Raw genomic sequence first — 20,536 nt, forward strand, 5'->3', positions numbered from 1 at the left:
GTTTTGCTGGAAACTCCTGCGCTCGTCGCGCAAGCCGCCGACCTTGAGCTGGTGATCCGCCATGTGCTGGCGGGTCTCGGCCATGGCATTCACGCGGGCCGTGAGCGCGGCGCTGGCGTCGAGTTCTCCGAATACCGCGCTTATGCGCCGGGTGACGAGTGGCGCCGCGTGGACTGGAAGCTGCTGGCGCGCGCGGACCGCTATTACGTTCGCGAGGCGGAACGCGACAGCCACGTCGCCGTCTGGCTCTGGCTGGACGCTACAGCATCCATGGCCGAGCCAAGCCGCAGTGTGCAGGGGCTCGACAAATTCTGGTTCGCGCGCACGGCGCTGGCCTGCGCGGCTGCCATCGCCCAGCGCCAGGGCGACGCCTTTGGCCTGGTGATCTGCACCGACGGCCGTATCGACTTCACACCTGCCTCGCGCGGCCCACGTCAGCTGCAGCGCGTGCTGGCAGCGCTGCAGCGTGCCACACCATCGGGCCTGCTTCCCGATGCCGACGTCCTGCGCGCCAATCTGCATTTCGCCCGTTCGCCCAGCATGGTGCTGGCGACGACCGATGCATTGGATTGGCCATCGCCGTTAAGCGAAGCGCTGCTGCGCCTGCGCCACCTGCGCCACGATGTCCGCCTGCTGGCGCTGCGCACGCAGGCGGAGGCTGACGCGCAGTTCGCCAGCGGCCACGCTTACCGCGACCCTGAGCAGCCTGGCGTGCTGCATCGCTTCACAGCGGAGGAGCGCGATGCCTACCGCGCCGCAGTTGGCGCACATTTCGATGCGGTGTGGGCGAATTGCCGCCAGCATGACGTGCCGCTGTGCGTTGCCACGATCGAACAGCCGGTCGGCGCCGTGCTGCGCGACTGGCTGCGTCCACCTTCGGCGAGGAAGCGTTGATGGCCAGTCTTCAGCCTTTGTGGTGGTTCGCGCTGCCGGTACTGCTGCTGCCGATCTGGTGGCACATGCAGAAGCGCGAGCGCGTCAAGACGGAGTTGCTGGCCACCGCCCGCTTCCTGCCTGCCGCTGCGCCCCAGCAGCAGCGCGTGCCGCGCTGGATCGAGCTTCTGCTGCTCGTCCTGCGTCTGCTGCTGCTCATCACGCTGATCGCCTGGCTGGCCGTCACCACTATTCCCTGGCGCGGAGACACCGTTCTCATCGAAGCGCCGCTCGAATCCAGTGAACCGGCCTGGGTCGTCCAGCAGGTCGCCGCAGCCGGCATGACGCAAGCCGCGCGCCTGCCTTTGCCTGCCGATGCACTGTCCTGGCTCGCCCACCATGAACACGAATGGCGTCCCGGCGCGCGCCTGCTGATCCTCGCGAGCCAACTCCCGATGCCCGCCGAGCCGCCACGGCTGTCCCACCCCCTCGACATCCGCACCGCTCCCGCACCGGCATCCTCCGCCGCGCACCCCGCGTCGACTGCTGCTTCCGCCGCCGCGCTGCCGGCGCACGCCATCGTGGTGGCGACGACGGATGCGCGGCGCCCGCAATGGCAGGCTGTATTCGCAGCCTTTGGCACAAGCGCCGCCGGCCGCTACCAGCTGCAGCAGGCGCCGACCAGCGACACGGAACTGATTGTGTGGGACCGTCCCGAAGCGCCACCGGCGAACTGGCACGCCCCTCTCTGGTGGCGTTCGGGCGCCGCCGCAGCCAATGCGCTGACAATCAACGGCCTGAGGATGCACATTGCCGACGCCCCGCAAGGCCGCATCTGGACCGCGCCGGACTGGCTGCCGGCGAACGAGTCCAGCGCTGCCGCACTCTATGAAACCTGGCAGCAGCTCGCCCGGCCGACGCCAGCTTATCCAATGCCGCAATACGCCTCCAGGCCCACGCGCAGCGCACCCCTGCCATTGCCCGGCGTCTCGCCCGCGCAGTGGCTCGCCTGGGCATTGCTCGCCCTTTTCGCAATCGAACGGATTCTGACGCATGTCCGCCGCCGCTGACCATCTCGCCCCGGTGAAAGCCCGTCTGCTGCGCGCCTTCCTGCGTCGCCGCAGTTGGAGCTGGCTGCTGCCGCTGCTGCCGGTCGCCATGTTGGCGCTGGCGCCGGCCTCGCACCTTGCCGCCGCCTTCCTGCTGGCCGTACTGCTGGCGATCTGGATCGCCGTCGATTATCGCCAATGGCAGCAGCGCATCGAGCGCAAGACCGCCACTTGGCTGAACGACGCCATTCCCGCACTGGAAGACAGCAGCGCTCTCCTGAGTGACGACGCGCAGAGCCACCACACGCCGCTGGCTGCCCTGCAGCGCAACCGCGTGCTCGCCCGCCTGCGGGACGCTGCCGATGACGCCACGCTGCACAGCATCGTCCGCAGCAAGGTGCGCCACAACGCCATCCCCTTCGCACTGGCGCTGGTTGCGTCCGGCGCGGCGTGGGCCATCGGCTACGCGCATTCGCCGCAATACGCTCAGCGCGTAGCAGAGCAGCAGAAAGCAAGCGCCATCGCGCACGCAACGCTCACGCTGCGCGCCGAACCGCCAGCCTACACCCGCATGCCCGCCAGCGAGGGCGCCCCGCGCGACCTGCAACTCCCACAGGCGGCAGCCGTGCGCTGGTGCGCAACCAACGCCGACGACACGGTCGAACTGAGCGACGGGCAGAATCTCGAAGTGAAGAAAGACCACTGCGTCACATGGCGCGCAACAGAATCGCTATTCTGGCGCGCGCAATCCGACCGTAACCGCCGCTTCAACATTCGCGTTACGCCAGATCAGGCGCCGACCATCGCCATCTCGGCGCCCTCCGAGCCAGTGCACGTGCTGAAACGCGATGCGCACAGCGTGAAGATCGCCGTGCAGGCATCCGACGACTACGCCATTGTGAACGCGACTATGCACCTGACGCTTGCGCGCGGCAGCGGAGAAAATATCCGCTTCAGCGACAAGGAAGTGCCGCTCCCAGCGTCCAGCGACCCGCGCACGCGCAACTGGAACAAGGAATGGCAGCTGAGCGATCTGGGTATGGAGCCTGGTGATGAACTGTATTTCTTCGTGCGCGCCACCGACAACGCACCCGATGCGCCGCACACCACGCAATCACCGACCTATACCTTGCGCTTGCCTGGTCCGGAAGGCGAATCGCTGGAATCGACCGCATTGCCGTCGATGGTGAAGCCCGAAAACCTGCGCAGCCAGCGCCAGATCATCCTCGACACCGAACAGCTGGTGGCTGATGCACCGAAGCTGTCCGCTGCCGCGCTGCGCCAGCGCAGTGAACAGATCGCATCCGACCAGGCCAAGCTGCGTCTGCGTTACGGCCAGTTCCTGGGCGAAGAGTCGTCCCTGTTCGGCGACGAAGACCATGATCACGAAGAACATGCTGGTGGTCACGAAAGCAAAGCGATCGGCGGCGGCGAAGCGGCGATCATCGCGCAGTTCGGCCACGCACACGATATGGAAGACAACGCCACGATATTCGATCCGCAAACCAAGGCCGTTCTGCGCCGCGCCCTGTCCGCGATGTGGGACGCTGAGAAGGCCCTGCGCGCGATCACGCCGAAACCTGCGCTGCCGCCGGAGTACAAGGCGCTGGATGCGATCAAGGAACTACAGCAGGCCGAGCGCATCTACCTGCACCGTACGGCCTTCGTACCGCCTGCGATCAAGGAAGAAAAGCGCATGTCCGGCGATATGGCCGGCGCGCAGAGTTATCGCCGCGCGCAGGCGGAGGCCAGCCAGATCGTGCCACCGGAAGTGCGTGAGCTGGTGCAGGCGCTGGCAGGCGAGGGCGCTTTGCCCGCACTGTGGAGCAAGACGGCGCGCGAAGCCTTATCGCATCTGCCGGACGAGGATCAGCGCCTGGCCGCGCAGCGTGCAGTGCAGGATGTGGACGATGGCTGCGCATCCTGCCGCGGCGCGCTGCGTGCCTGGCTGCGTGCGACCGTCACCCAGCCTTCCGTTGTGTTGCAGGCGCGCCCCCGATCGGACAGCGCGTTTGGCCGCGCCTTGCGCAAGGAGGGGCCATGACGCCTGAACTGATCGTCGTTGCTGCCGTGGCGTTCACGGGTGTGGCCAGTGCTGCGCTGTATGTGCGCAAGCGGCAGTGGACCAGTGCCGCGCTGTCGCTGGTTGCCGCCACTTCGCTGGCGGGATTGCTGACGGCGCACGGACCATCCGCGATCAGCGCTGCCGCGGTCACGCTGGCGACGGAACCGGCTGCGGTTCGCGCTACATCGCCTGCACTGGAAGCGGCGCTGCTGGCCGCTCCGCGTGCTGAGGCACTGGTCATTGAGGGCCATGGCTTGATGGAAGCGCAGTGGCGTGACTTGCCGCCGGTGCCGGTGCAGTGGCGGGAACCCGCTGCCGACCTGCTGCGGCTCGATTTCCCGCGCACGGTTGCGCTGGGACGCACATTTGCGTTGACCGTGCGCCGCACGCAGCCATCCAGTGGCTGGCGTTTGCAGTTACTGGCCGAAAATGGGCAGGTGTTGGCCGATGCCGGTGCGGCGCAGGCTGCATCGGCAGTCACCGTGCAGTGGCAGCCGCCGATTGCAGAGACCATGGTGCTGCAGGCGCGCCTGCTGGACAGCAAGGGCGGCGTGATTGCGCAAGGCCCGGTTCCACTGCGTGTGGAGGCAGCGATTCCTTTGCAGCTGCAGGCTCGCTTCGGCGCACCCTCATTTGACGCGCGGGTGCTGAATCAACTGCTATCCGACAGCAATGCCGTCGTTGACTGGCAGACCACCTTGGGCAAGGCGGTTGCGCGTACTGAAGCGGCGCGGGAGACAATCAAGGAGCCGAACGCGATTCTGGCTGACGCGGCCTTTGTCGAATCCAATGCAGCCCGCGCCGCTCTGCTGGCACAGGTTGCGCAAGGCACGCCGCTGCTGGTGTTTGGCGGCGACGCGGCCGACAGCGCGCTGTGGCAGCGCGAATTGGGTCTGCGTTTGCAGGCGGTGTCGCCGACCACTGAAAAGGAAGATGTGCGTCACTTCGCACTGGCCGGCGCCACGCTGGCCTTGCCACCGGCCGCGCTGCTGCCTGCGCAGGGCAGCTGGCAGGCGCTCGCCTCGGACAAGGATGGCAAGCCTTGGCTGTGGCAGCGTGAATGGCACAAGGGCCGCATTATCTGGCTGGGCCTCGCCGACTGGCACAAGTACGCGATTACGGCGCCTGCTGCCTTGGGACAGTGGTGGCAGCAAGTGCTCGATTACGCGACGGCGGGCAGCACGCAGAAGATGGCGTGGCGCCTGGACGATCCGATGCCGTTGCCGGGTGTGCGCACGGAGATATGCGCACAGGGCCTGGCGCCCGGCGCGCCGCTGCAACTGGCCGATGGTGCGCCAGCAGCGCTGCAGTCCCGGGCGGACAAGGCTGATGCCGCATGCGCAGCGTTCTGGCCCGCAAAGACGGGATGGCAGCAGCTGCGCAGTGGCGACGCGGCGAGCCAGGTGTATGTGTTCGGCGCGGCGGATTGGCCGGCGTGGCAGAAGGCGCTGCGGCACGATGCGACAGAGCGCTATATGGCGCGCAGCGCTCCCGCCGCCGTTGCAAGGCGCGCCGAGCCGGCGCTCCTTGCGGCTGCGCTGCCTTGGGAACACCTGCCTGCGTGGCCATTCGGCGTCGCGTTTATGGCGGCGATGCTTGGCCTCTGGTGGCGCGAGCGGCGTTAGCGAGCGGCCCAATCCTGAACGTAGCCGGGCGCGTCAACCGGACAGGCTTGGTCGCGGACCGGTGCGCCGCGCGTGACAGCAAGCGGCAGCACGCCAGCCCATACGGCGATGGACATGTCTTCCTCGTCATCATTCGGCCCGCCGCTGCGCACCTTGCAGGCCGCCTCGCTCAAGGCGATGCGCATCACCGTGGTGGCTGCATATTCCTTCTCATTCCCGGCGCGAATCGACGCCTGGCGGCTTGGTGCAAGATGCTCCATGAACGCCGCCATCGCTGTATGCTTGTCGGCGACTTCCTCGAAGCGCCCATAGACCATGGCCGAACGGTAGTTCATCGAATGATTGAACGCCGACCGCGCCATCACCAGCCCATCCAGATGCGTGATCGTTACGCAGGCATCCTGCTCCATCAGGCGCTTGAGCATGCGCGAACCGTTTGAGCCGTGGATGTAGAGATAGTCCCCTTCGCGCCAGCAGGCCGTGGGTATGCAATGCGTTCCGTGGGCGTCGGCAAAGGCGATGTGACAGATATACGCCTCGTCCACGATCGAATGGAGCAGCGCCCGATCGTAGGAAGCGTTGCGGGGAATGCGCTGCAGCCTGGTGCGTGCGCTGGGGGCGTTTGAGTTGTGCATGGGCCGCACTATAATGGGATTGCTGGCTCCTGCAACAGGTCCAGTGACCGCAAAATTGATGGAGCCACAATGGACTACGCCTTGCTGCTTTCCAGCTTCACCCAGGAACAGGGACACCACGCCTGGCCGCGCCAGCGCCTGCTGCACGAATGCCTGCGCTCCGCCATTCGCGATGGCCGCCTTGCAGCGGGCACGCGCCTGGTGGCCACGCGCGAGCTGGCGTCCGAACTGGGCGTCGCCCGCAACACGGTGCTGTACGCCTACGAGCAGCTGGCCAGCGAAGGCTTTGTGATCAGCGACCGGCGCGGCACCATCGTGGCCGCGGTGGCGCCAAAGGAGCGGCAGGCCGCGCCGATTCCACAGGCGGGCCTGTCGCAGCGTGCGCGCAATCTGCGGCGCAAGACGATTTCCGCCGCCATCGGCAGCCCCTTTGTTCCTGGTGTGCCGGATCTACCCAGCTTCCCCATGGTTTTGTGGCGGCGCCTGCTGGACCGCGCCTGGCGCACGTTGCCAACGCATAAGCTGAATTACGGCGACCCGGCCGGCGAGGCGGCGCTGCGCGAAGCCGTGGCCGATTATCTGCGCGCTTCGCGTGGCGTGGTGTGCGAAGCCTCGCAAGTCTTCATCACGGACGGCAGTCAAAGCAGCCTGGATCTGTGTGCGCGCGCCTGCGCCGATGAAGGCGACGTGGTGTGGATGGAAAACCCCGGCTACGGTGGCGCGCTGGCGTCCTTCCGCGCTGCGGGCCTGCGCATTGAGGGCATCGATGTCGACGAAGACGGCATCGCGCCCAAGACCGCCGACTGGCGCAAGCGTCCACCCAAACTGATCTACACCACGCCTTCGCATCAATACCCGACCGGCACCGTGCTGTCGCTGCAGCGGCGCATGGCCCTGATCGACGGCGCACGTGCTGCGGGCGCGCTGATTATCGAAGACGATTACGACAGCGAATTTCGCCACGATGGTCCGCCGCTGGCGGCGATGCAGGGACTGTGTCCCGATGCGCCGGTGCTGTACTGCGGCACTTTCAGCAAGACCATGTTCCCCGCGCTGCGCATCGGCTACCTGGTGGTACCACCTGAATTGGCGCAGCCGCTGTCGTTGATGCTGGCGCAGGCCGCGTCGCGCGGCAGGCCCGCCGAACAACTGGCACTGGCCGAATTCTTGCGCAGCGGGCAGTTCATGCTGCATTTGCGGCGCATGCGGCGCGTTTACCGCGAGCGCCGCGACACCCTGGTGGCGCTGCTGGAAACCCATCTGGGCAGCATCGCGGAAGTGCATGGTGCGTCCACCGGCATGCATCTGGCGCTGCGCTTTATCGATCCGGCGTTGTCTGACGTCGCCATCAGCGAGCGCGCGCATGACGAGGGCCTGATTGCCAATGCGCTCAGCGTGCAGGCGGTGCAGGGCGAGTCGCCTTGGCAGGGACTGATGTTGGGATATGCCCAGGTGCCGCCTGAGGAAATGGCGGAACTGGTGAAACGTCTGGCCGCCGTAGTCCACCTGTTTGCCTATACAAATCGAGACATTCGGAAGCGGAAGCGATAGTTTTTTTTCACAATCTTAAACTAGTTGGTCATCAGACGTTAGACAATTTCCTAGAATGGTCGTCGAATAAATAAAGGATCAACCTGGGACAATTTCGAATGAATCAGCATTTCCTGCGCCACCGCCAGCATTACAAAAACGATATGATGGCGCGCTACGGTATCAACGAACGGACCTACGACGAAGCCAGCCTCAGTATCGCGCCGCTGGCAACGCATTTCAGTTTACGCCGCGGCGAAATGCTGCAGCGTGCAGGTCAGGCCAACAGGGAAGTGTTCTGGCTGACGGGCGGTGTGGCCCGCGTCGGCTATGTCAGCGAAACGGGTGCGGAAATCACGGCGCGCTTCGCTACCGAAGGCCAGGGCGCCAACGCGTTCGAAGACTATCTGGAATTCCGCGATGACCAGCAAGTGACCAGCTTTATCGTGGCGGAGACAGCGCTGAACGGCTATCGCTTCGACTGGCAGGCGGTATGCCGTGTGCTGGGCAGCAGCAACGCGCTGTCGGCTTATCACAAGGGTGTGCTGGAGCATGCGCTGGGTGCGCAGTCGCGCCGTTTCGTGACGCACAGCGCGTCGGACGCCGAGCAGCGTCTGTCGATCTTCCGTCTGGATTATCCGGGTCTGGAACGTCGCATTTCGCAGAAGGTGCTGGCGTCCTACCTGCAGATTACGCCGGCTTATCTGTCCCAGCTGATTCGCCGCGAATCCGAGCGGAACGCAGTAGCATAGACATGTACTGCGGCGTGATGCCGAGGAAGGAGGCCAGCGCCTTTTGCGAAATGCGCGCCTCCAGTCCTGGGTGCTGCTGGCGGAAAGTCTGCAGCCGGTCGGCGGCAGACGTCATGCTGCGCATATAGCAGCTCTGCGAATAGCGCCGCAGCGAATACTCCGCCACCTTCAGGTAATACTCGCGCATGAATTCGTGCTGCTCGCGCAGGCGCACGATGGTGGTCCATTCAAACCGCGCGGCCGTGATGGCCGATTCAGCGACGACGAATTCCAGCGCAGGCAGGCCTTGTTCGCCGGCCAGCAGGTCGTGATGCGAGCCGCATGGCTCGCCGTCGGTGGCGAAGCCCATTGTGACGTCGGTGCCATCGCTGGTGATCAGGCCACGGCGGCCCACGCCTGAAAACAGCCAGAATCCTGCCGTGGCGGGCTTCCCCGCATGCTGCAAATACTCCCCTTTGCGGAAACGCACCTGCTGCACGTGCGGCGCGAGCGTCCGGTTGAACTGATCGAACAGTTCACCGCTGACGCCAAGGCGCTTGAGCGTGGCTTCGCGAAAGCGTTCGCGCTGCTGAAGGAATACGGCTGGCATTTTGGTATTTCTGACAATGTTGTTGTCATTGTGCAACTTTGGGTTCTGCAATATACGCCTCCCCGCGCCGCACAGCAATGTTTTGTAGATAAGTACGTGTAACTAACCGGCGAATTGGTTCGGTGTATGCTTGTCCTTATGACTACAGCATTAGTGATCATCGATATGCAGCGCGGACTGTGTTCGGGCGAGGAAGAGGCCTTCGATATCGGCCGCGTGATTGAAAACGTCAACGCGCTGATCGCGCGGGCGCGCGCGGCGGATGTGCCGGTGATTTTCATGCAGCACGAGGAGGCGGCGGGTTCGCTGGTCTTCGGCAGCGAAGGCTGGCAGATCGACGACCGCGTCGCGGCGGATCACGATGATCTGCGCTTGCGCAAGACGACGCCGGACTCCTTCCACGCCACCTCATTGCACCAGATCCTGCGCGAACTGGGCGTGGGACGGCTGGTGCTGTGCGGCCTGCAAAGCGACTACTGCATCGACGCCACGGTACGCCGCGCGCTTAGCCTGGGCTTTCACGTTGCGCTGGCATCGGATGCGCATTCGACGATGGCGAACGGCGTGCTAAGCGCCGCGCAAATCACGGCCCACCACAACGCCACGCTGGCTAACCATCGCAGCTACGGCCCGGAAATCGCCGTGCTGCCCGCGCAGGAAATCAGCTTCGCTTAAACGGCCGCCGAGGGCAGGCGGGAGAGGACAGCGCGCAGGGCGCCGTGGGCGATGGCGACGTCGGGGCCATCATGGAGGAGGGTGTTGTAGCGCTTGCGGAATTCTTCGTCGCTGGGCGCGCGCGGGCCGATCAGCTGTTCGATCACGGTGCGGAAGCGGGCGGCGATGTCGGCGGCGGCCAGGTCCGGCTCTTCCATGCATTCGTCCAGCTCCGCCATCAGCGCGGACAGCTTCTGCAGCCACAGGAGTTGCGGGTGATTGGTCAGCATCTGCAGCTGTTCCAGCGCGTTGACCGGGGCGCCGTGGTATTGCAGCTCGACGTCGGCAACCGCCTTATGCACCTTGCGCAGTGCGCGCGACAGTTCGCGCAGTTCGCCGCGCATCTGATTCTCGTCCATGACCGCCTCCTTGAATATGCCGCTATCTTCGCTCAGGTGCGGGCACGCTGCAATCCCTCCATCGAGTACACTGCCGCACATGGACAGGACTGAACTCGAACATCTTCTCGCGCAATCGCAAACCCGCTTTGCCGATTGCTCTTTTGACGGCGCGGACCTCTCGCGCCTGGATCTGCAGGGCTGCACCTTCGAGCGCTGCACCTTTGCCGAAACCAATCTCTACGCGGGCAAGCTGGCGGGCACGAAATGGCTGCGCTGCCGTGCCGGTGGCGCGGATTTTGAGGCTGTCGATGCGGTCGATGCGCATTTCGAGGGCTGCGACCTGAATAACAGCAAATGGCGCCGCGCCCGGCTGGCCTCGGCCACCTTCCGCAGCTGCAAGCTGACCGGCGCTTCGTTCGAGGAAGCCGCGCACCTTGGCCTGAGGTTCGAAGACAGCTTGCTGGTAGGCGCCGATCTGCGCGGCTTCGGCTTCAAGGGCGCGACATTAAAGCACCTGGATTTCTCGGATGCCTATTTGTCCGGCTGCGATTTCAGGGAAGCCGTATTTGAAGGCGGCAGCCTGCGCAACGCCGTGCTCAAACAGGCAAAGTTCGCGGGCGCCGATCTGCGCGAAGCGGACATCGAAGGCGTGCGCCTCACCGATGCGGCCATGTTCAAAGGCGCGGTCATCTCGCACGCCCAGGCCGCTGCACTGCTGCGCGAACTGGGACTGATCGTTACATAAAAAAACGGCGCCCGCAGGCGCCGTATCCAAGACTACCGGGATCGTTAGAACGCCGTGTCGAAGCGGACATAGTAGGAACGGCCGTTGATGCCGAACGGGCAGGTTTCCCAGCAGTGGGTGAAGCCCAGCTGAGGGAACGGCGCTGCCTTGACCGGGTCCCACTTGGTCGGCATGGTATCGGCCACATTGTCGATACCGACGGTGACGTGGGTCTTCTTGCTGAAGCTGTAGCGGCCCGTGATATCCAGCAGCCACTTGCCAGCCCAGGTCTGGATATAGCCTGGCGTGAAGCCCTGGCCCTGCACCGGACCGTAGTAGTTGGCGCGGGTGTTGAAGTTCCACGGACCCATGGTGTAATCCGCTGCCAGCACGTGGTGCTTGCGCGGTTGGCCATGTTCGATCAGGGTCACCTGGGAATCGTCGAACAGCTGCTGGCCGGTCAGCACGCTGGAAGTCGAATGGCGGCCATCCACTTCGGTCTTGTTGAAGCCCAGCTGGCCGGACAGCACCAGAGTGGATGCCGGCAGGCGTACGGTCTTCTCTGCCACGATATCCAGGCCGGTGGTGGTGGTGTCAACCGCGTTGGTGAAGAACTGCGCCTGGCCGACTTTCAATGGGCCGAGAATGTTGGCGATCGGGCCGCCCTTGGCTTCCGGCTCGATCACGCTGGAGAACACGATGCGGTCCTTGATCTTGGTGCGGTACAGGTCAGCTGTCAGCGACATGTCTTTGGCCGGACGCAGCACCATACCCACGGAACCGCTGCGCGATGTCTCTTCCTTCAGCGGAGCGATGCCCAGTGCTTTGGTGACGGCACTGTTCTGGCGCGCGGTCAGGGTTTCGGTCAGCACGCCGGCGGCATTCAGGTTGGTGGACACGGAGCTATAGAACTCCTGCTGCACGCCCGGTGCGCGGAAGCCGGTGGAGAAGGAACCGCGGAAGCCAAACTGCTCGCTTGGGTCCCAGCGTGCGCTGACCTTGCCGGTGGTGGTGTTGCCGAAGTCGGAGTAGTGCTCGTAGCGTACAGCGCCGGCGATCAGCAGTTCGTTGAACGGACGGTGTTCGACGTCGAGGTAGACGGCGGTGTTGTGGCGGCCATCATCCACGGCGGTGGCTGGTGTATAGCCTGGGAAGCCCTGGGTACCCGCCGCAGCCACGCCGCCTGTCTGGTCCTTGATCACGATGGCCGGATTGTTGGAGCGGCCGTACTGATAGGACACGGGATCGCCCGCTTCGATCTGGTAATTGTCGCGGCGGTACTCGAAGCCGGTTGCCACGAACAGGTCGGCGCCGCCCAGCTTCACAGGGCCTTTCAGATCGGCGTTGAAGGTGGTCTGGTTGAACTTCAGCTTACCGGTATCGGCGGACAGCGGCGAATCGGCGTAAATCCCGCCGCCCGGTTTCGGCTCATACCAGTACGACACGTTGATGGTGTTCGCTTCGTGGAAGCCCAGCTCGCTGTGGCCGTGGTTGACGCTGATGTCGAAGTTCCAGTCGGCGCTCAGGTCCTTGCGGAAGCCGAAGGCCACCGAGTAGTCCTTCACCGTGGTGCGGATGTTCGGCAGGAAGCCGTTCGGATACACGGCAGGTACGGTGCGGCCATCGCCGGCCGAGCGGAAGAAGCCGGAGGAATCGCCTTTGCGCTTGGACACGCCACCGAAGGAATAGAATTCGCCGCCGTTATCGGCCGGTACTGCCGCGTTCCACCACAGGTAAGCATCTTTGGCATCGGAGTCGCCGATGCGCTGGGTCACGCGCGGAGGATCGACACGCAGGGTGTCCGGACCGGCGCGGTTGGTCTCGCCGCGCTTGCGGCCTTCCAGGGTCAGGTTGATATAGCCGTTCTCGCCGATCGCCCAGCCGCGGTTCACGCTGGCGGAGTACAGGTCGCCGTCGCCTTCATTGGTGGTGCCCAGGGTGCCGGAAACGGCAGTCTCGCCCACATTCTTCTTCAGCACGATGTTGATCACACCGGCGATTGCGTCCGAGCCATACTGTGCGGCCGCGCCGTCGCGCAGCACTTCAATGTGGTGGATGGCGGACAGTGGAATCGCGTTGATGTCGGTACCGGCCGAGCCGCGGCCCACCGTCTGCTGCACGTTCACCAGCGCCTGTTGGTGGCGGCGCTTGCCGTTCACCAGGACCAGCAGCTGGTCAGGACCCAGGCCGCGCAGGGTGGCCGGGCGGATGATGTCGGTACCGTCCGAAATGAAGGTGGACGAGAAGTTGAACGATGGGTCCAGCGTTTGCAGCAGCTTGCCCAGCTCCAGCGGGCCAGCGGTTTCCATGTCTTTGGCGCTGATCAGGCCAACCGGGTTGGCGGTATCAAGGGCGGTTTTAGGCTGCGAGCGGGAACCCAGAACGATCACTTTCTGGTCGTCGGCGATGGCGTCGGTTTGGGCCCAGGCCTGGGTGGTGGCTGCCAGCAGGACGGCGCTGGCGAGAAGAGTGCGTTTGAACTGAGGCGATACGTGGTGCGCGGCTTTCTTCTTCATATGTGCGGTCTCTCGTTGTGTTTTCTTGGCATTACTAGGGGTAACGCGAAAAAAATACTAACGCGCACATTTGATACAGGCAAAAGCCCATGTATCGAAATGTTGCAGAATGTGCACGCAAGACAATATTGCGTGCTTTCCAACTCGAAATAAAGTAATCTCATGGCCCCATGACCTGGATTCATGGGTTCGGTATGGGGTTTTTACAACATTGCTGAATGCTTTAGTGCTGGTCCTGCATCCACTCTTTCAGACCATCCACCCACGATTTCGCGTTCAGGTTCATCTGTTTTCGAATAACTGAGGCGCGGTCATACAGCTCACTGAAGTCCAGCGAAGGCGACTTCTTAAATGCAAGGACCACGATATTGGCGTCGTGGACTTCCGGCAGCCAGACCACCGCGTCGAACACTTCCGCCATCGCGCTCAAATTCCGGTCGTAGTTACTGAGCTCGCCAAACACATTGGTGGTCATGATGCCTTCCGCCGTCAGGCAGTCGGAGCAGGCCTGATAGAACTCGGGGCTGTCCAGCACCGGGCCGCGCGCTTCCTCATCGTAGAGATCGACCTGCAGCACATCGGCCCTGTTGTGGTTGGCGGGATCGGTGACCCAGTCCATCGCGTTCATTTCCCTCACCTGCAGGCGTGCGTCGTTGGGCGGCAGGCCGAACAGGGCTTCGCAGATGGCGATAACATTCGGGTTCAGCTCGATCGTGGTCACGCGCGCGTCGGGGAAGCGGCGGTAGGAGAACTTGGTGAGGGCGGCGCTGCCCAGTCCCAGTTGCACGATGTGGCGCGGTTGCTGAATGAACAGCATCCACATCATCATCATCTGGACGTATTCCAGTTCGATATTGTCTGGTTTGGAAAGGCGCATCGCGCCCTGCACCCAGGAAGTCCCCAGATGCAGCGAGCGAACGCCTTCAAATTCGGTAATGGTGGCGGGAGGATGGCCGGGCTGGTCGAAACGTCGGTTTTGCATGGACGCTAGTTTACCAGCGTAGGGCGGATCATTGATCCGCCGAAGAGGAGCAGCAGTGTCGGCTCAAGGTCAAAGCGCACCGGCGGCGCCTGCCTGCGCGGGCAGCACCATCGTCACGGCCAGGCCACCGCCTTCGCGATTGGCCAGCGTGATGCGGCCGCCGTGGGCCTCGGCGATCTCGCGGGCGAGCGCCAGGCCGAGGCCGGTTCCGCTGCGCTTGGTGGAGTAGAAAGGCACCAGCGCATTGGCCAGCACGGCGTCGCTCATGCCGGGGCCGCGGTCCTGCACTTCGATGCGCAGCATGCCTTGCACGCGGCGCAGGTCCAGCGCCACCTCGTCGGCCGCTGAGCCGGACTCGTGTGCATTCTTCAGCAGGTTCAGCAGGGCCTGTTCCATCTGGGCAGCATCGAAGTCGGCGGGCTCTGGCGGCACTTCGCCGGTCAGTTTGAATTGCACCTGGTCGGCGAGGCCGTTCAGGAAGGCTTGCCAGTCCTGCGCTTCCAGGCGCGGCGTGGGCAGCTTGGCGAAGCGGGCGTAGCCGAGAATGAAGCTCTCCAGATGGCGCGTGCGTTCTTCGATGGTGGCCAGAATTTGCGGCAGGCGCTCGGTTTGTCCGCGCCGCACCAGTTCGGCGCCGGAGTGGGCGAGGGAGGTCAGCGGGGCCAGCGAATTATTCAGCTCGTGGCTGATGACGCGGATCACTTTCTTCCAAGTTTGCACTTCTTGCCTGCGCAGCTCGGGCGTCAGCAGGCGCAACAGGATCAGCTCGTGTTGGCGGCCATTCAGGCTGAAGCTGCGGCGGGCCAGGTGGAACACTTCCTCCTCCTCCGCTTCGCCGCTGGTGAACAGGCCGTCGCCGCCGCGCGCCATCGCTTCGCGCAGGGCGGGCGTGGCGTTTTCCATGATCTCCTGCAGGTGGGCGCCTTCCAGCTTGCGGCCTTCATGCAGCAACTGGCGCGCAGCGATGTTGGCGTACACGATGGCGCCGCTGTCGGTGGCCAGCATCATGGCGACGGGCGTGTGCTGGACCATGGTGTCCAGCAGCAGCTCCCTTTGCACCAGCGCGAGGCGTTGTTCGCGCAGCACCTGGCCCAGTTCATTGTGCGCGCTAACCAGGTCGCTCAGCTCGTCGTTTTGCGGCCAGTGCAGGCTGAACGAAAAATCGCCGTCACGGTAGCTCGCCACCGTGCCGGTCAGCGCGCGGTACAGCGACAGGGTTTGTTCGAGATAGATGCGGATAGTGATGATCGAAATCGGCACCACGCACAGCAGGCAAATGCCAATCACCGCCAGCGGCTGGTCGGGCATCAGGCGCATTAGGGCCAGCGCGATCAGGATGCCAACCGTCAGCAGTGTGCCCACCAGCGCGGACCAGCGCGTGAGCAGGGACAGGCGCATCCGCTTATCTTGGGGCGCGTCCTGCGCGGCGGCGCCAGCGCGCGAGCGTCCATCGGTGGCGGCGGTTGATGGCTGGGCGCCGGGCGCGTTCGGCTCGTCGGGAGGGACGGACATCAGGGGCGGGCGATGCCGAGGCGTTCCATGCGGCGGTAGAGCGCCTGGCGCGACAGGCCCAGTTCAGCCGCCGCCTGTGCGACCACGCCGTTGGCGCGATTCAGCGCGACCACGATGGCTTCGCGGTCCGGCTCGTTGTCCGTGCTGCTGGCGCTGGAGGTCGCCTCAGGCAGGCCGAGGTCCGCCGCCACAATCTCATCGCCCGAAGCCAGCAGGCTCGCACGCGCCATCACATTTTTCAGCTCGCGCACGTTGCCTGGCCAGCCGTGCGCCAGCAGAGCCGCTTCGGCATCGGCACGCAGGCGGCGGCCGGAACCGAGGAAGCCGCGCGCCAAAGGCAGAATATCGCCGGGGCGCGACGCCAGCGGCGGCAGCTTCAGCTCAATCACGTTCAAGCGGTAATACAAATCCTCACGGAAGGTTCCGGCGCGGATCATCGCCGGCAAGTCCGCATTGGTCGCGCTGATCACACGCACCTGCACCTGCCGCTCTCGGTTGGAGCCCAGACGCTCGAAGCGCCCCGTCTCCAGCACGCGCAACAACTTCATCTGCCCCGCCAGAGGCAGGTTGCCGATCTCGTCGAGGAACAGGGTGCCGCCATCGGCCGCCTCGAACTTGCCCTCGCGGGCTTTGGAGGCGCCCGTGTAAGCACCCGCGTCCGCGCCAAACAGCTCGGCCTCGATCAGCTCCGCCGGCAGCGCGCCGCAGTTCAGCACCACGAACGGACCATCCTTCACCGACGAATTGGCCTGAATGATTTCGGCAATGCGTTCCTTGCCCGTGCCATTCGGGCCGCTGATCAGCACTGGCACATCGGCGCGCGCCACCTGGCAAGCCAGCGTGATCACGCGCTCGGTGGCGGGATCGGCAAACACCATGCCGCGCAAATTGAAGCGTTCCAGTTCGCGGCGCTGGCGCAGATCACCCTGCAGACGCTGGCGCAGGACGCGATTGGCCTGGCCCAGCTCCAGCAGATTCTGCACGGTTGCGATCAGCCGCTTGTCGTCCCACGGCTTGGACAGGTAATCGGCAGCGCCGGCCTTGATCAGATCCACCGCCGCATCGAGATGCGTCCAGGCGGTCAGCAGGATCACCGGCAGGTCCGGATAGAGCTTGCGGATTTCGCCAAACAGCGCAATGCCTTCTTCGCCGGACGTGGTGTCGGCGGTGAAGTTCATATCCTGGATTACCAGATCGATGCCCGCACCCTGCTTTTCCAGCATGGCCAGGCCTTCTTCCGGCGAGGCGGCGCGCAGCGCATCGATGTCGTGAAGCGAGAACAGGACTTCGAGGGCTACGGCGACCGCCGCGTTGTCGTCAATAATGAGTACAGTAGGCATGCCAGAAGGATAACATCAGGCGCTGCGGGTGGCGAGCGCCGGCGAAATCGAGGCCGCGCGCCATGCCGGACCATACACCGCGAAGATGCCCAGTGCCCAGAACAGAATCGCACCAACGACCATGTACTCGGCTGGCAAACGCGCCAGTTCCAGCTTGCTCACCAGGAGCTGATTGAGCGCCAGCGCGCCAAGCAAGCCGCCGAAAATACCGGCCGAGGTGATCATCACATTCTCCGTGATGAAATAGCGCAGGATGTCCATGCGGCGCGCGCCCAGTGCGCGGCGTACACCGATCTGCTTGCGGCGCTGCGTGACCCACAGGCTGGCCATGCCGACGATGCCGCTGGCGGTGACGATCAGCAGCAGCACGCTGACGGTGATCAGCATCCATGCCAGCGCGTGGTCGGCTTTGTAGCGGTCGGCGCGGTCTTCCAGCATGGTGCGCGTGCGGGTGACCACCTGGCCCTTGTACACATTGCTGATCGCCTGCTCGGCATCCTTCATCACGCGGTCGATCTGGCCCGGCTCGGCGCGGATCGCGTACAACGAGCGCGTTCCACCCGTCAGGCGGGCCGGGATGATGGTCGAGGCTTCGCCATTTTCGCCGACGGCTGCACCGGGCGTTTGCAGTTTTTCCAGCACGCCGACCACCACGGCCTGGCGCGCTTCCTTGCCGGTGCCGTAATACAGCGTCTTGCCCACATAGCTGCTGGCGCCGGGCCATACCTTCTCGCCAACCGTCCTGGTGATGATGGTCGCGTTGGGGAATTCCTTGCTGGTGTTCTGGTCGATTTCCAGCACGTCCGCCGGAGTGAAGTCGCGGCCTTCGATGATCTTCAGGCCCCAGGTCTTCACCAGCGAATCCGGCGTCACGTACATCGCCGCGTCGATGCTTTCCTTCAGCTGCTCGCGCTTGGCGGCCAGGCTGTTGTAGTTACCCGAATTCGACATCGGCACCTGGATCGTGTTGGCCACCGAGATCACGCCCGGCACGCCGCGCAGCGCCGCCGCTTCCGCTTTCTGCATGGCCAGCTGTTCTTCGTGACCGCCCTGGCGCAGCGGTTTCACGCGCAGACTGAAGGTGTTTTCTTCCGCAACCACGCCGGTAGGACGGGCGGAGACAGCCTGGCGCACGTTCACGATATGCAGCGCGTTGGACAGAATCGCCAGCGACAGCGCTACCTGCACGGCCACCAGGATGGGGCCTGTTTTACTGCGCATCAGCGCGGAAAAGATTGGTTTGATTTCCATGGTGTCCTCACTGCGATTTGAGTTGCATGGCCGGCGTCACCTGGCAAGCGCGCCAGGTTGGCAGCAGGCCTGCCAGGATGGCGGCGGATACCGACATCACGAAGGTCACGCCCAGCATCAGCCAGTCCATATGGGTGACGATGGCCAGCTGTTCGGAGCTCTTGCCGATCAGGGTCAGGGACGCAAGCGCCAGGAGCAGTCCCAGCACACCGCCGACCAGGCCAACCACTGCGCTCTCGATCAGGAACTGCGTGAAGATCTCCTTGCGCGATGCGCCCAGCGCACGGCGCACACCGATTTCCGGAGCGCGTACCGAGAACTTCGCCAGTAGCAGACCGATGGTATTCACCAGGCACAGCACCAGGAAGCCGAAGGCCAGCCAGGCGGAGATGCGGCTATCCTTACCCACCACCTTCAGATGCTCCAGCCACTCCATCAGATTGAATTGCACATTCGGTGCATTGCGTTTCAGGCGGCCCAGCTTGCGCTGTTCGGCGGAGTAGGCATCCAGCCAGTTCTGGAAGTCGCCGCGGGCGCTGGCGGAATGCAGTTCGAACCACACCTGAATCCAGGTGCACTCGGAATCGAGCAGCGACTGCCAGCCCGGATCGCGATAGCTGGTGCAGTTCATGCTGCCGTTGTGCTGTGTCTCATGGCGGATCGCGCTGCTGAAGGGGATGAAGAACTCGTCCTCATCGCCGAACGCGCCGGGACCGCCGATGATGCGGTGCACGCGCGGCACTGGGCGCCAGTTGTTGATCACACCCGTGATCAGGTAGCTGTTGTTCATCAGCTTGATGCGTTTGCCGACCGGATTTTCGCTGCCATACAGCTTTTCGGACAGCTTGCGGCTCAGGACAATCACGTCGGTGGCATCCTTGTCTTCGGACGCGCTCCAGGCCCGGCCATACATGAACGGCACTTCGAAGATGTCGAAGAAATCGCGGGTCGGCGCCAGGCCTTCGGCGGTGAACACGCCGATGTCGGTGCGCTCCGGTTCCACCGAACCTGCCACGCCATACAGCGCGGTGCGGCGGTCGCCCTGTTTGCTGTTCAGGAAGTTGACGGCATCGCGGTAGGAAGCCTGGTTGTCGTTGCGTTCATCGCCCGGCGTGTAGCCTTCGATCGGGCCGTTATCGACCATCGGCACGATCATGCGCTCGCTCTTGTCCGGATATGGGTCGCCGGACATCACGTGCAGGATGGTCAGGGTCGAAACACTGGCAGCCACACCGACTGCGAGGATCAGCACCATGAGCGCCGTCAGTGCCGGATTGCGGCGCAAGCTGCGCACGCCCAGCATGAAGTAATACTGGAACATGATCAGGCCTCCTTGGCGACCAGGGTCGGGGACTTGCGCACCAGGTCGGACACCTGGCCGTCGATGATGTGCACATTGCGCTGCGAACGCTGCGCCAGTTCCGGATCGTGGGTCACCATCAGGATGGTCGTGCCTTCGGCGTTGATCTCTTCCAGCAGCTCCATCACGCCGCGCGCCATCTGGGTGTCCAGGTTACCGGTCGGTTCGTCGGCCAGCAGCAGCTTGGGCGAACCGGCCAGCGCGCGGGCAATTGCCACGCGCTGCTGCTGGCCGCCGGACAGTTCGGCCGGGAAGTGCTTCATGCGCGAAGCCAGTCCCACCTTGGTCAGTGCTTCGGTGATGCGTTCCTTGCGCTCGGCCGCGTTGAAGCCGCGATAGCGCAGTGGCACGTCAACGTTGTCGTACAGGGACAGGTCGGGAATCAGGTTAAAGCCCTGGAAGATGAAGCCCAGCTTTTCGTTGCGCAGGCGGGAGCGCGCATTGTCGTCCAGCCCTTTGACGTTGACGCCATCCAGGATGTACTCGCCGCTGGTGAAATCTTCCAGCAGGCCCGCAATGTTCAGGAAGCTGGTCTTGCCCGAGCCGGAAGGGCCGGTCACGGTGACGAATTCGCCTTGCTTGACTTCGATCTCGAAGCCGCGCAGTGCGTGGGTTTCGATCATGTGGGTGCGGTAAACTTTGCTCAGGTTTTGCATGCGCAGCATGGTTGGCTCCTGT

18 protein-coding genes are annotated in these 20,536 nt (G+C 64.2%); 8 read left to right on the forward strand and 10 right to left on the reverse strand.

Features of this window, described 5'->3' with window-relative positions; all coding sequences use genetic code 11:
- Nucleotides 1-3: 3 nt before the first annotated feature.
- From AB4Z19_RS17155 to AB4Z19_RS17170, 4 genes are read left to right on the forward strand one after another with little or no spacing between them, the layout of a single operon-like run.
- Complete coding sequence (locus tag AB4Z19_RS17155) at nt 4-894, forward strand: DUF58 domain-containing protein (RefSeq protein ID WP_442025739.1); 891 nt, start codon at nt 4-6, stop codon at nt 892-894.
- On the forward strand, nt 894-1,943 hold the full coding sequence (locus AB4Z19_RS17160) for a hypothetical protein (RefSeq protein ID WP_442025740.1): 1,050 nt from the start codon (nt 894-896) through the stop codon (nt 1,941-1,943). Before AB4Z19_RS17155 ends, AB4Z19_RS17160 begins: the two co-directional genes overlap by 1 nt.
- Nucleotides 1,927-3,966 carry a DUF4175 family protein gene (locus tag AB4Z19_RS17165; protein WP_442025741.1) on the forward strand — a complete coding sequence of 680 codons (2,040 nt, stop codon included), beginning with the start codon at nt 1,927-1,929 and terminating at the stop codon, nt 3,964-3,966. The genes AB4Z19_RS17160 and AB4Z19_RS17165 overlap by 17 nt, the downstream gene beginning before the upstream one ends.
- Nucleotides 3,963-5,612: a hypothetical protein gene (locus AB4Z19_RS17170; protein WP_442025742.1), complete on the forward strand. Its 1,650-nt coding sequence runs from the start codon at nt 3,963-3,965 to the stop codon at nt 5,610-5,612. Before AB4Z19_RS17165 ends, AB4Z19_RS17170 begins: the two co-directional genes overlap by 4 nt.
- Here AB4Z19_RS17170 and AB4Z19_RS17175 read toward each other — a convergent pair.
- Nucleotides 5,609-6,247, reverse strand: a complete 639-nt coding sequence (locus AB4Z19_RS17175; RefSeq protein ID WP_442025743.1) for a pyridoxamine 5'-phosphate oxidase family protein — start codon at nt 6,245-6,247, stop codon at nt 5,609-5,611. The genes AB4Z19_RS17170 and AB4Z19_RS17175 overlap by 4 nt on opposite strands.
- A 69-nt stretch (nt 6,248-6,316) precedes the next feature.
- Here AB4Z19_RS17175 and pdxR point away from each other — a divergent pair, with 69 nt between their 5' ends.
- Together pdxR and AB4Z19_RS17185 are read left to right on the forward strand one after the other, a co-directional pair.
- Nucleotides 6,317-7,798: a MocR-like pyridoxine biosynthesis transcription factor PdxR gene (gene pdxR / locus AB4Z19_RS17180; RefSeq protein WP_442025744.1), complete on the forward strand. Its 1,482-nt coding sequence runs from the start codon at nt 6,317-6,319 to the stop codon at nt 7,796-7,798.
- A 98-nt stretch (nt 7,799-7,896) separates the two neighbouring features.
- Nucleotides 7,897-8,529: a Crp/Fnr family transcriptional regulator gene (locus AB4Z19_RS17185; protein WP_442025745.1), complete on the forward strand. Its 633-nt coding sequence runs from the start codon at nt 7,897-7,899 to the stop codon at nt 8,527-8,529.
- Here the strand turns inward: AB4Z19_RS17185 and AB4Z19_RS17190 are convergent.
- Nucleotides 8,468-9,118: a Crp/Fnr family transcriptional regulator gene (locus tag AB4Z19_RS17190; protein WP_442035680.1), complete on the reverse strand. Its 651-nt coding sequence runs from the start codon at nt 9,116-9,118 to the stop codon at nt 8,468-8,470. The two genes, AB4Z19_RS17185 and AB4Z19_RS17190, sit on opposite strands and share 62 nt — an antisense overlap.
- A 138-nt stretch (nt 9,119-9,256) precedes the next feature.
- Between AB4Z19_RS17190 and AB4Z19_RS17195 the strand changes: the two genes are divergently transcribed.
- Nucleotides 9,257-9,793: a cysteine hydrolase family protein gene (locus tag AB4Z19_RS17195; protein WP_442024310.1), complete on the forward strand. Its 537-nt coding sequence runs from the start codon at nt 9,257-9,259 to the stop codon at nt 9,791-9,793.
- Here the strand turns inward: AB4Z19_RS17195 and AB4Z19_RS17200 are convergent.
- The gene (locus AB4Z19_RS17200) at nt 9,790-10,191 is read right to left on the reverse strand and encodes a hypothetical protein (protein ID WP_442024308.1); all 402 of its coding nucleotides are present in this window, start codon (nt 10,189-10,191) and stop codon (nt 9,790-9,792) included. The genes AB4Z19_RS17195 and AB4Z19_RS17200 overlap by 4 nt on opposite strands.
- 79 nt (nt 10,192-10,270) lie before the next feature.
- Here AB4Z19_RS17200 and AB4Z19_RS17205 point away from each other — a divergent pair, with 79 nt between their 5' ends.
- Nucleotides 10,271-10,918, forward strand: a complete 648-nt coding sequence (locus AB4Z19_RS17205) for a pentapeptide repeat-containing protein (RefSeq protein ID WP_442024306.1) — start codon at nt 10,271-10,273, stop codon at nt 10,916-10,918.
- A gap of 44 nt (nt 10,919-10,962) precedes the next feature.
- Here the strand turns inward: AB4Z19_RS17205 and AB4Z19_RS17210 are convergent, their stop codons facing one another.
- The 7 genes from AB4Z19_RS17210 to AB4Z19_RS17240 all read right to left on the reverse strand — a co-directional run bounded on the left by AB4Z19_RS17210 (nt 10,963) and on the right by AB4Z19_RS17240 (nt 20,523).
- Nucleotides 10,963-13,413, reverse strand: coding sequence for a TonB-dependent receptor plug domain-containing protein (locus AB4Z19_RS17210; protein ID WP_442035681.1), 2,451 nt, complete (start codon nt 13,411-13,413; stop codon nt 10,963-10,965).
- A 223-nt stretch (nt 13,414-13,636) separates the two neighbouring features.
- The gene (locus AB4Z19_RS17215; protein WP_442024302.1) at nt 13,637-14,395 is read right to left on the reverse strand and encodes a spermidine synthase; all 759 of its coding nucleotides are present in this window, start codon (nt 14,393-14,395) and stop codon (nt 13,637-13,639) included.
- 69 nt (nt 14,396-14,464) lie between these two features.
- Complete coding sequence (locus AB4Z19_RS17220; protein WP_442024314.1) at nt 14,465-15,793, reverse strand: sensor histidine kinase; 1,329 nt, start codon at nt 15,791-15,793, stop codon at nt 14,465-14,467.
- Nucleotides 15,794-15,906: 113 nt separating this feature from the next.
- Nucleotides 15,907-17,247 (reverse strand): sigma-54-dependent transcriptional regulator, encoded by a 1,341-nt coding sequence (locus AB4Z19_RS17225; protein WP_442035682.1) that lies wholly within the window; start codon nt 17,245-17,247, stop codon nt 15,907-15,909.
- Between the two features lie 15 nt (nt 17,248-17,262).
- Nucleotides 17,263-18,498, reverse strand: a complete 1,236-nt coding sequence (locus AB4Z19_RS17230) for an ABC transporter permease (protein ID WP_442024298.1) — start codon at nt 18,496-18,498, stop codon at nt 17,263-17,265.
- A 7-nt stretch (nt 18,499-18,505) separates the two neighbouring features.
- Nucleotides 18,506-19,819, reverse strand: a complete 1,314-nt coding sequence (locus AB4Z19_RS17235; RefSeq protein WP_442024296.1) for an ABC transporter permease — start codon at nt 19,817-19,819, stop codon at nt 18,506-18,508.
- Nucleotides 19,820-19,821: 2 nt separating this feature from the next.
- Nucleotides 19,822-20,523 (reverse strand): ABC transporter ATP-binding protein, encoded by a 702-nt coding sequence (locus tag AB4Z19_RS17240; protein ID WP_442024294.1) that lies wholly within the window; start codon nt 20,521-20,523, stop codon nt 19,822-19,824.
- Between the last annotated feature and the right edge of the window lie 13 nt (nt 20,524-20,536).

This window comes from Pseudoduganella sp. RAF19 (genome assembly GCF_052114165.1).
In the GTDB taxonomy this organism is placed as follows: domain Bacteria; phylum Pseudomonadota; class Gammaproteobacteria; order Burkholderiales; family Burkholderiaceae_D; genus Rugamonas.

Excerpts from the sequence above, each read along its gene's own strand:
- AB4Z19_RS17220 (WP_442024314.1), bottom strand. The coding sequence starts at position 15,793 with ATGCGCCTGTCCCTGCTCACGCGCTGGTCCGCGCTGGTGGGCACACTG.
- AB4Z19_RS17200 (WP_442024308.1), bottom strand. The coding sequence starts at position 10,191 with ATGGACGAGAATCAGATGCGCGGCGAACTGCGCGAACTGTCGCGCGCA.
- AB4Z19_RS17235 (WP_442024296.1), bottom strand. The coding sequence starts at position 19,819 with ATGTTCCAGTATTACTTCATGCTGGGCGTGCGCAGCTTGCGCCGCAAT.
- AB4Z19_RS17165 (WP_442025741.1), top strand. The coding sequence starts at position 1,927 with ATGTCCGCCGCCGCTGACCATCTCGCCCCGGTGAAAGCCCGTCTGCTG.
- AB4Z19_RS17215 (WP_442024302.1), bottom strand. The coding sequence starts at position 14,395 with ATGCAAAACCGACGTTTCGACCAGCCCGGCCATCCTCCCGCCACCATT.
- AB4Z19_RS17170 (WP_442025742.1), top strand. The coding sequence starts at position 3,963 with ATGACGCCTGAACTGATCGTCGTTGCTGCCGTGGCGTTCACGGGTGTG.
- AB4Z19_RS17230 (WP_442024298.1), bottom strand. The coding sequence starts at position 18,498 with ATGGAAATCAAACCAATCTTTTCCGCGCTGATGCGCAGTAAAACAGGC.
- AB4Z19_RS17190 (WP_442035680.1), bottom strand. The coding sequence starts at position 9,118 with ATGCCAGCCGTATTCCTTCAGCAGCGCGAACGCTTTCGCGAAGCCACG.
- AB4Z19_RS17205 (WP_442024306.1), top strand. The coding sequence starts at position 10,271 with ATGGACAGGACTGAACTCGAACATCTTCTCGCGCAATCGCAAACCCGC.
- AB4Z19_RS17225 (WP_442035682.1), bottom strand. The coding sequence starts at position 17,247 with ATGCCTACTGTACTCATTATTGACGACAACGCGGCGGTCGCCGTAGCC.
- AB4Z19_RS17185 (WP_442025745.1), top strand. The coding sequence starts at position 7,897 with ATGAATCAGCATTTCCTGCGCCACCGCCAGCATTACAAAAACGATATG.
- pdxR (WP_442025744.1), top strand. The coding sequence starts at position 6,317 with ATGGACTACGCCTTGCTGCTTTCCAGCTTCACCCAGGAACAGGGACAC.
- AB4Z19_RS17195 (WP_442024310.1), top strand. The coding sequence starts at position 9,257 with ATGACTACAGCATTAGTGATCATCGATATGCAGCGCGGACTGTGTTCG.
- AB4Z19_RS17210 (WP_442035681.1), bottom strand. The coding sequence starts at position 13,413 with ATGAAGAAGAAAGCCGCGCACCACGTATCGCCTCAGTTCAAACGCACT.
- AB4Z19_RS17175 (WP_442025743.1), bottom strand. The coding sequence starts at position 6,247 with ATGCACAACTCAAACGCCCCCAGCGCACGCACCAGGCTGCAGCGCATT.
- AB4Z19_RS17240 (WP_442024294.1), bottom strand. The coding sequence starts at position 20,523 with ATGCTGCGCATGCAAAACCTGAGCAAAGTTTACCGCACCCACATGATC.
- AB4Z19_RS17160 (WP_442025740.1), top strand. The coding sequence starts at position 894 with ATGGCCAGTCTTCAGCCTTTGTGGTGGTTCGCGCTGCCGGTACTGCTG.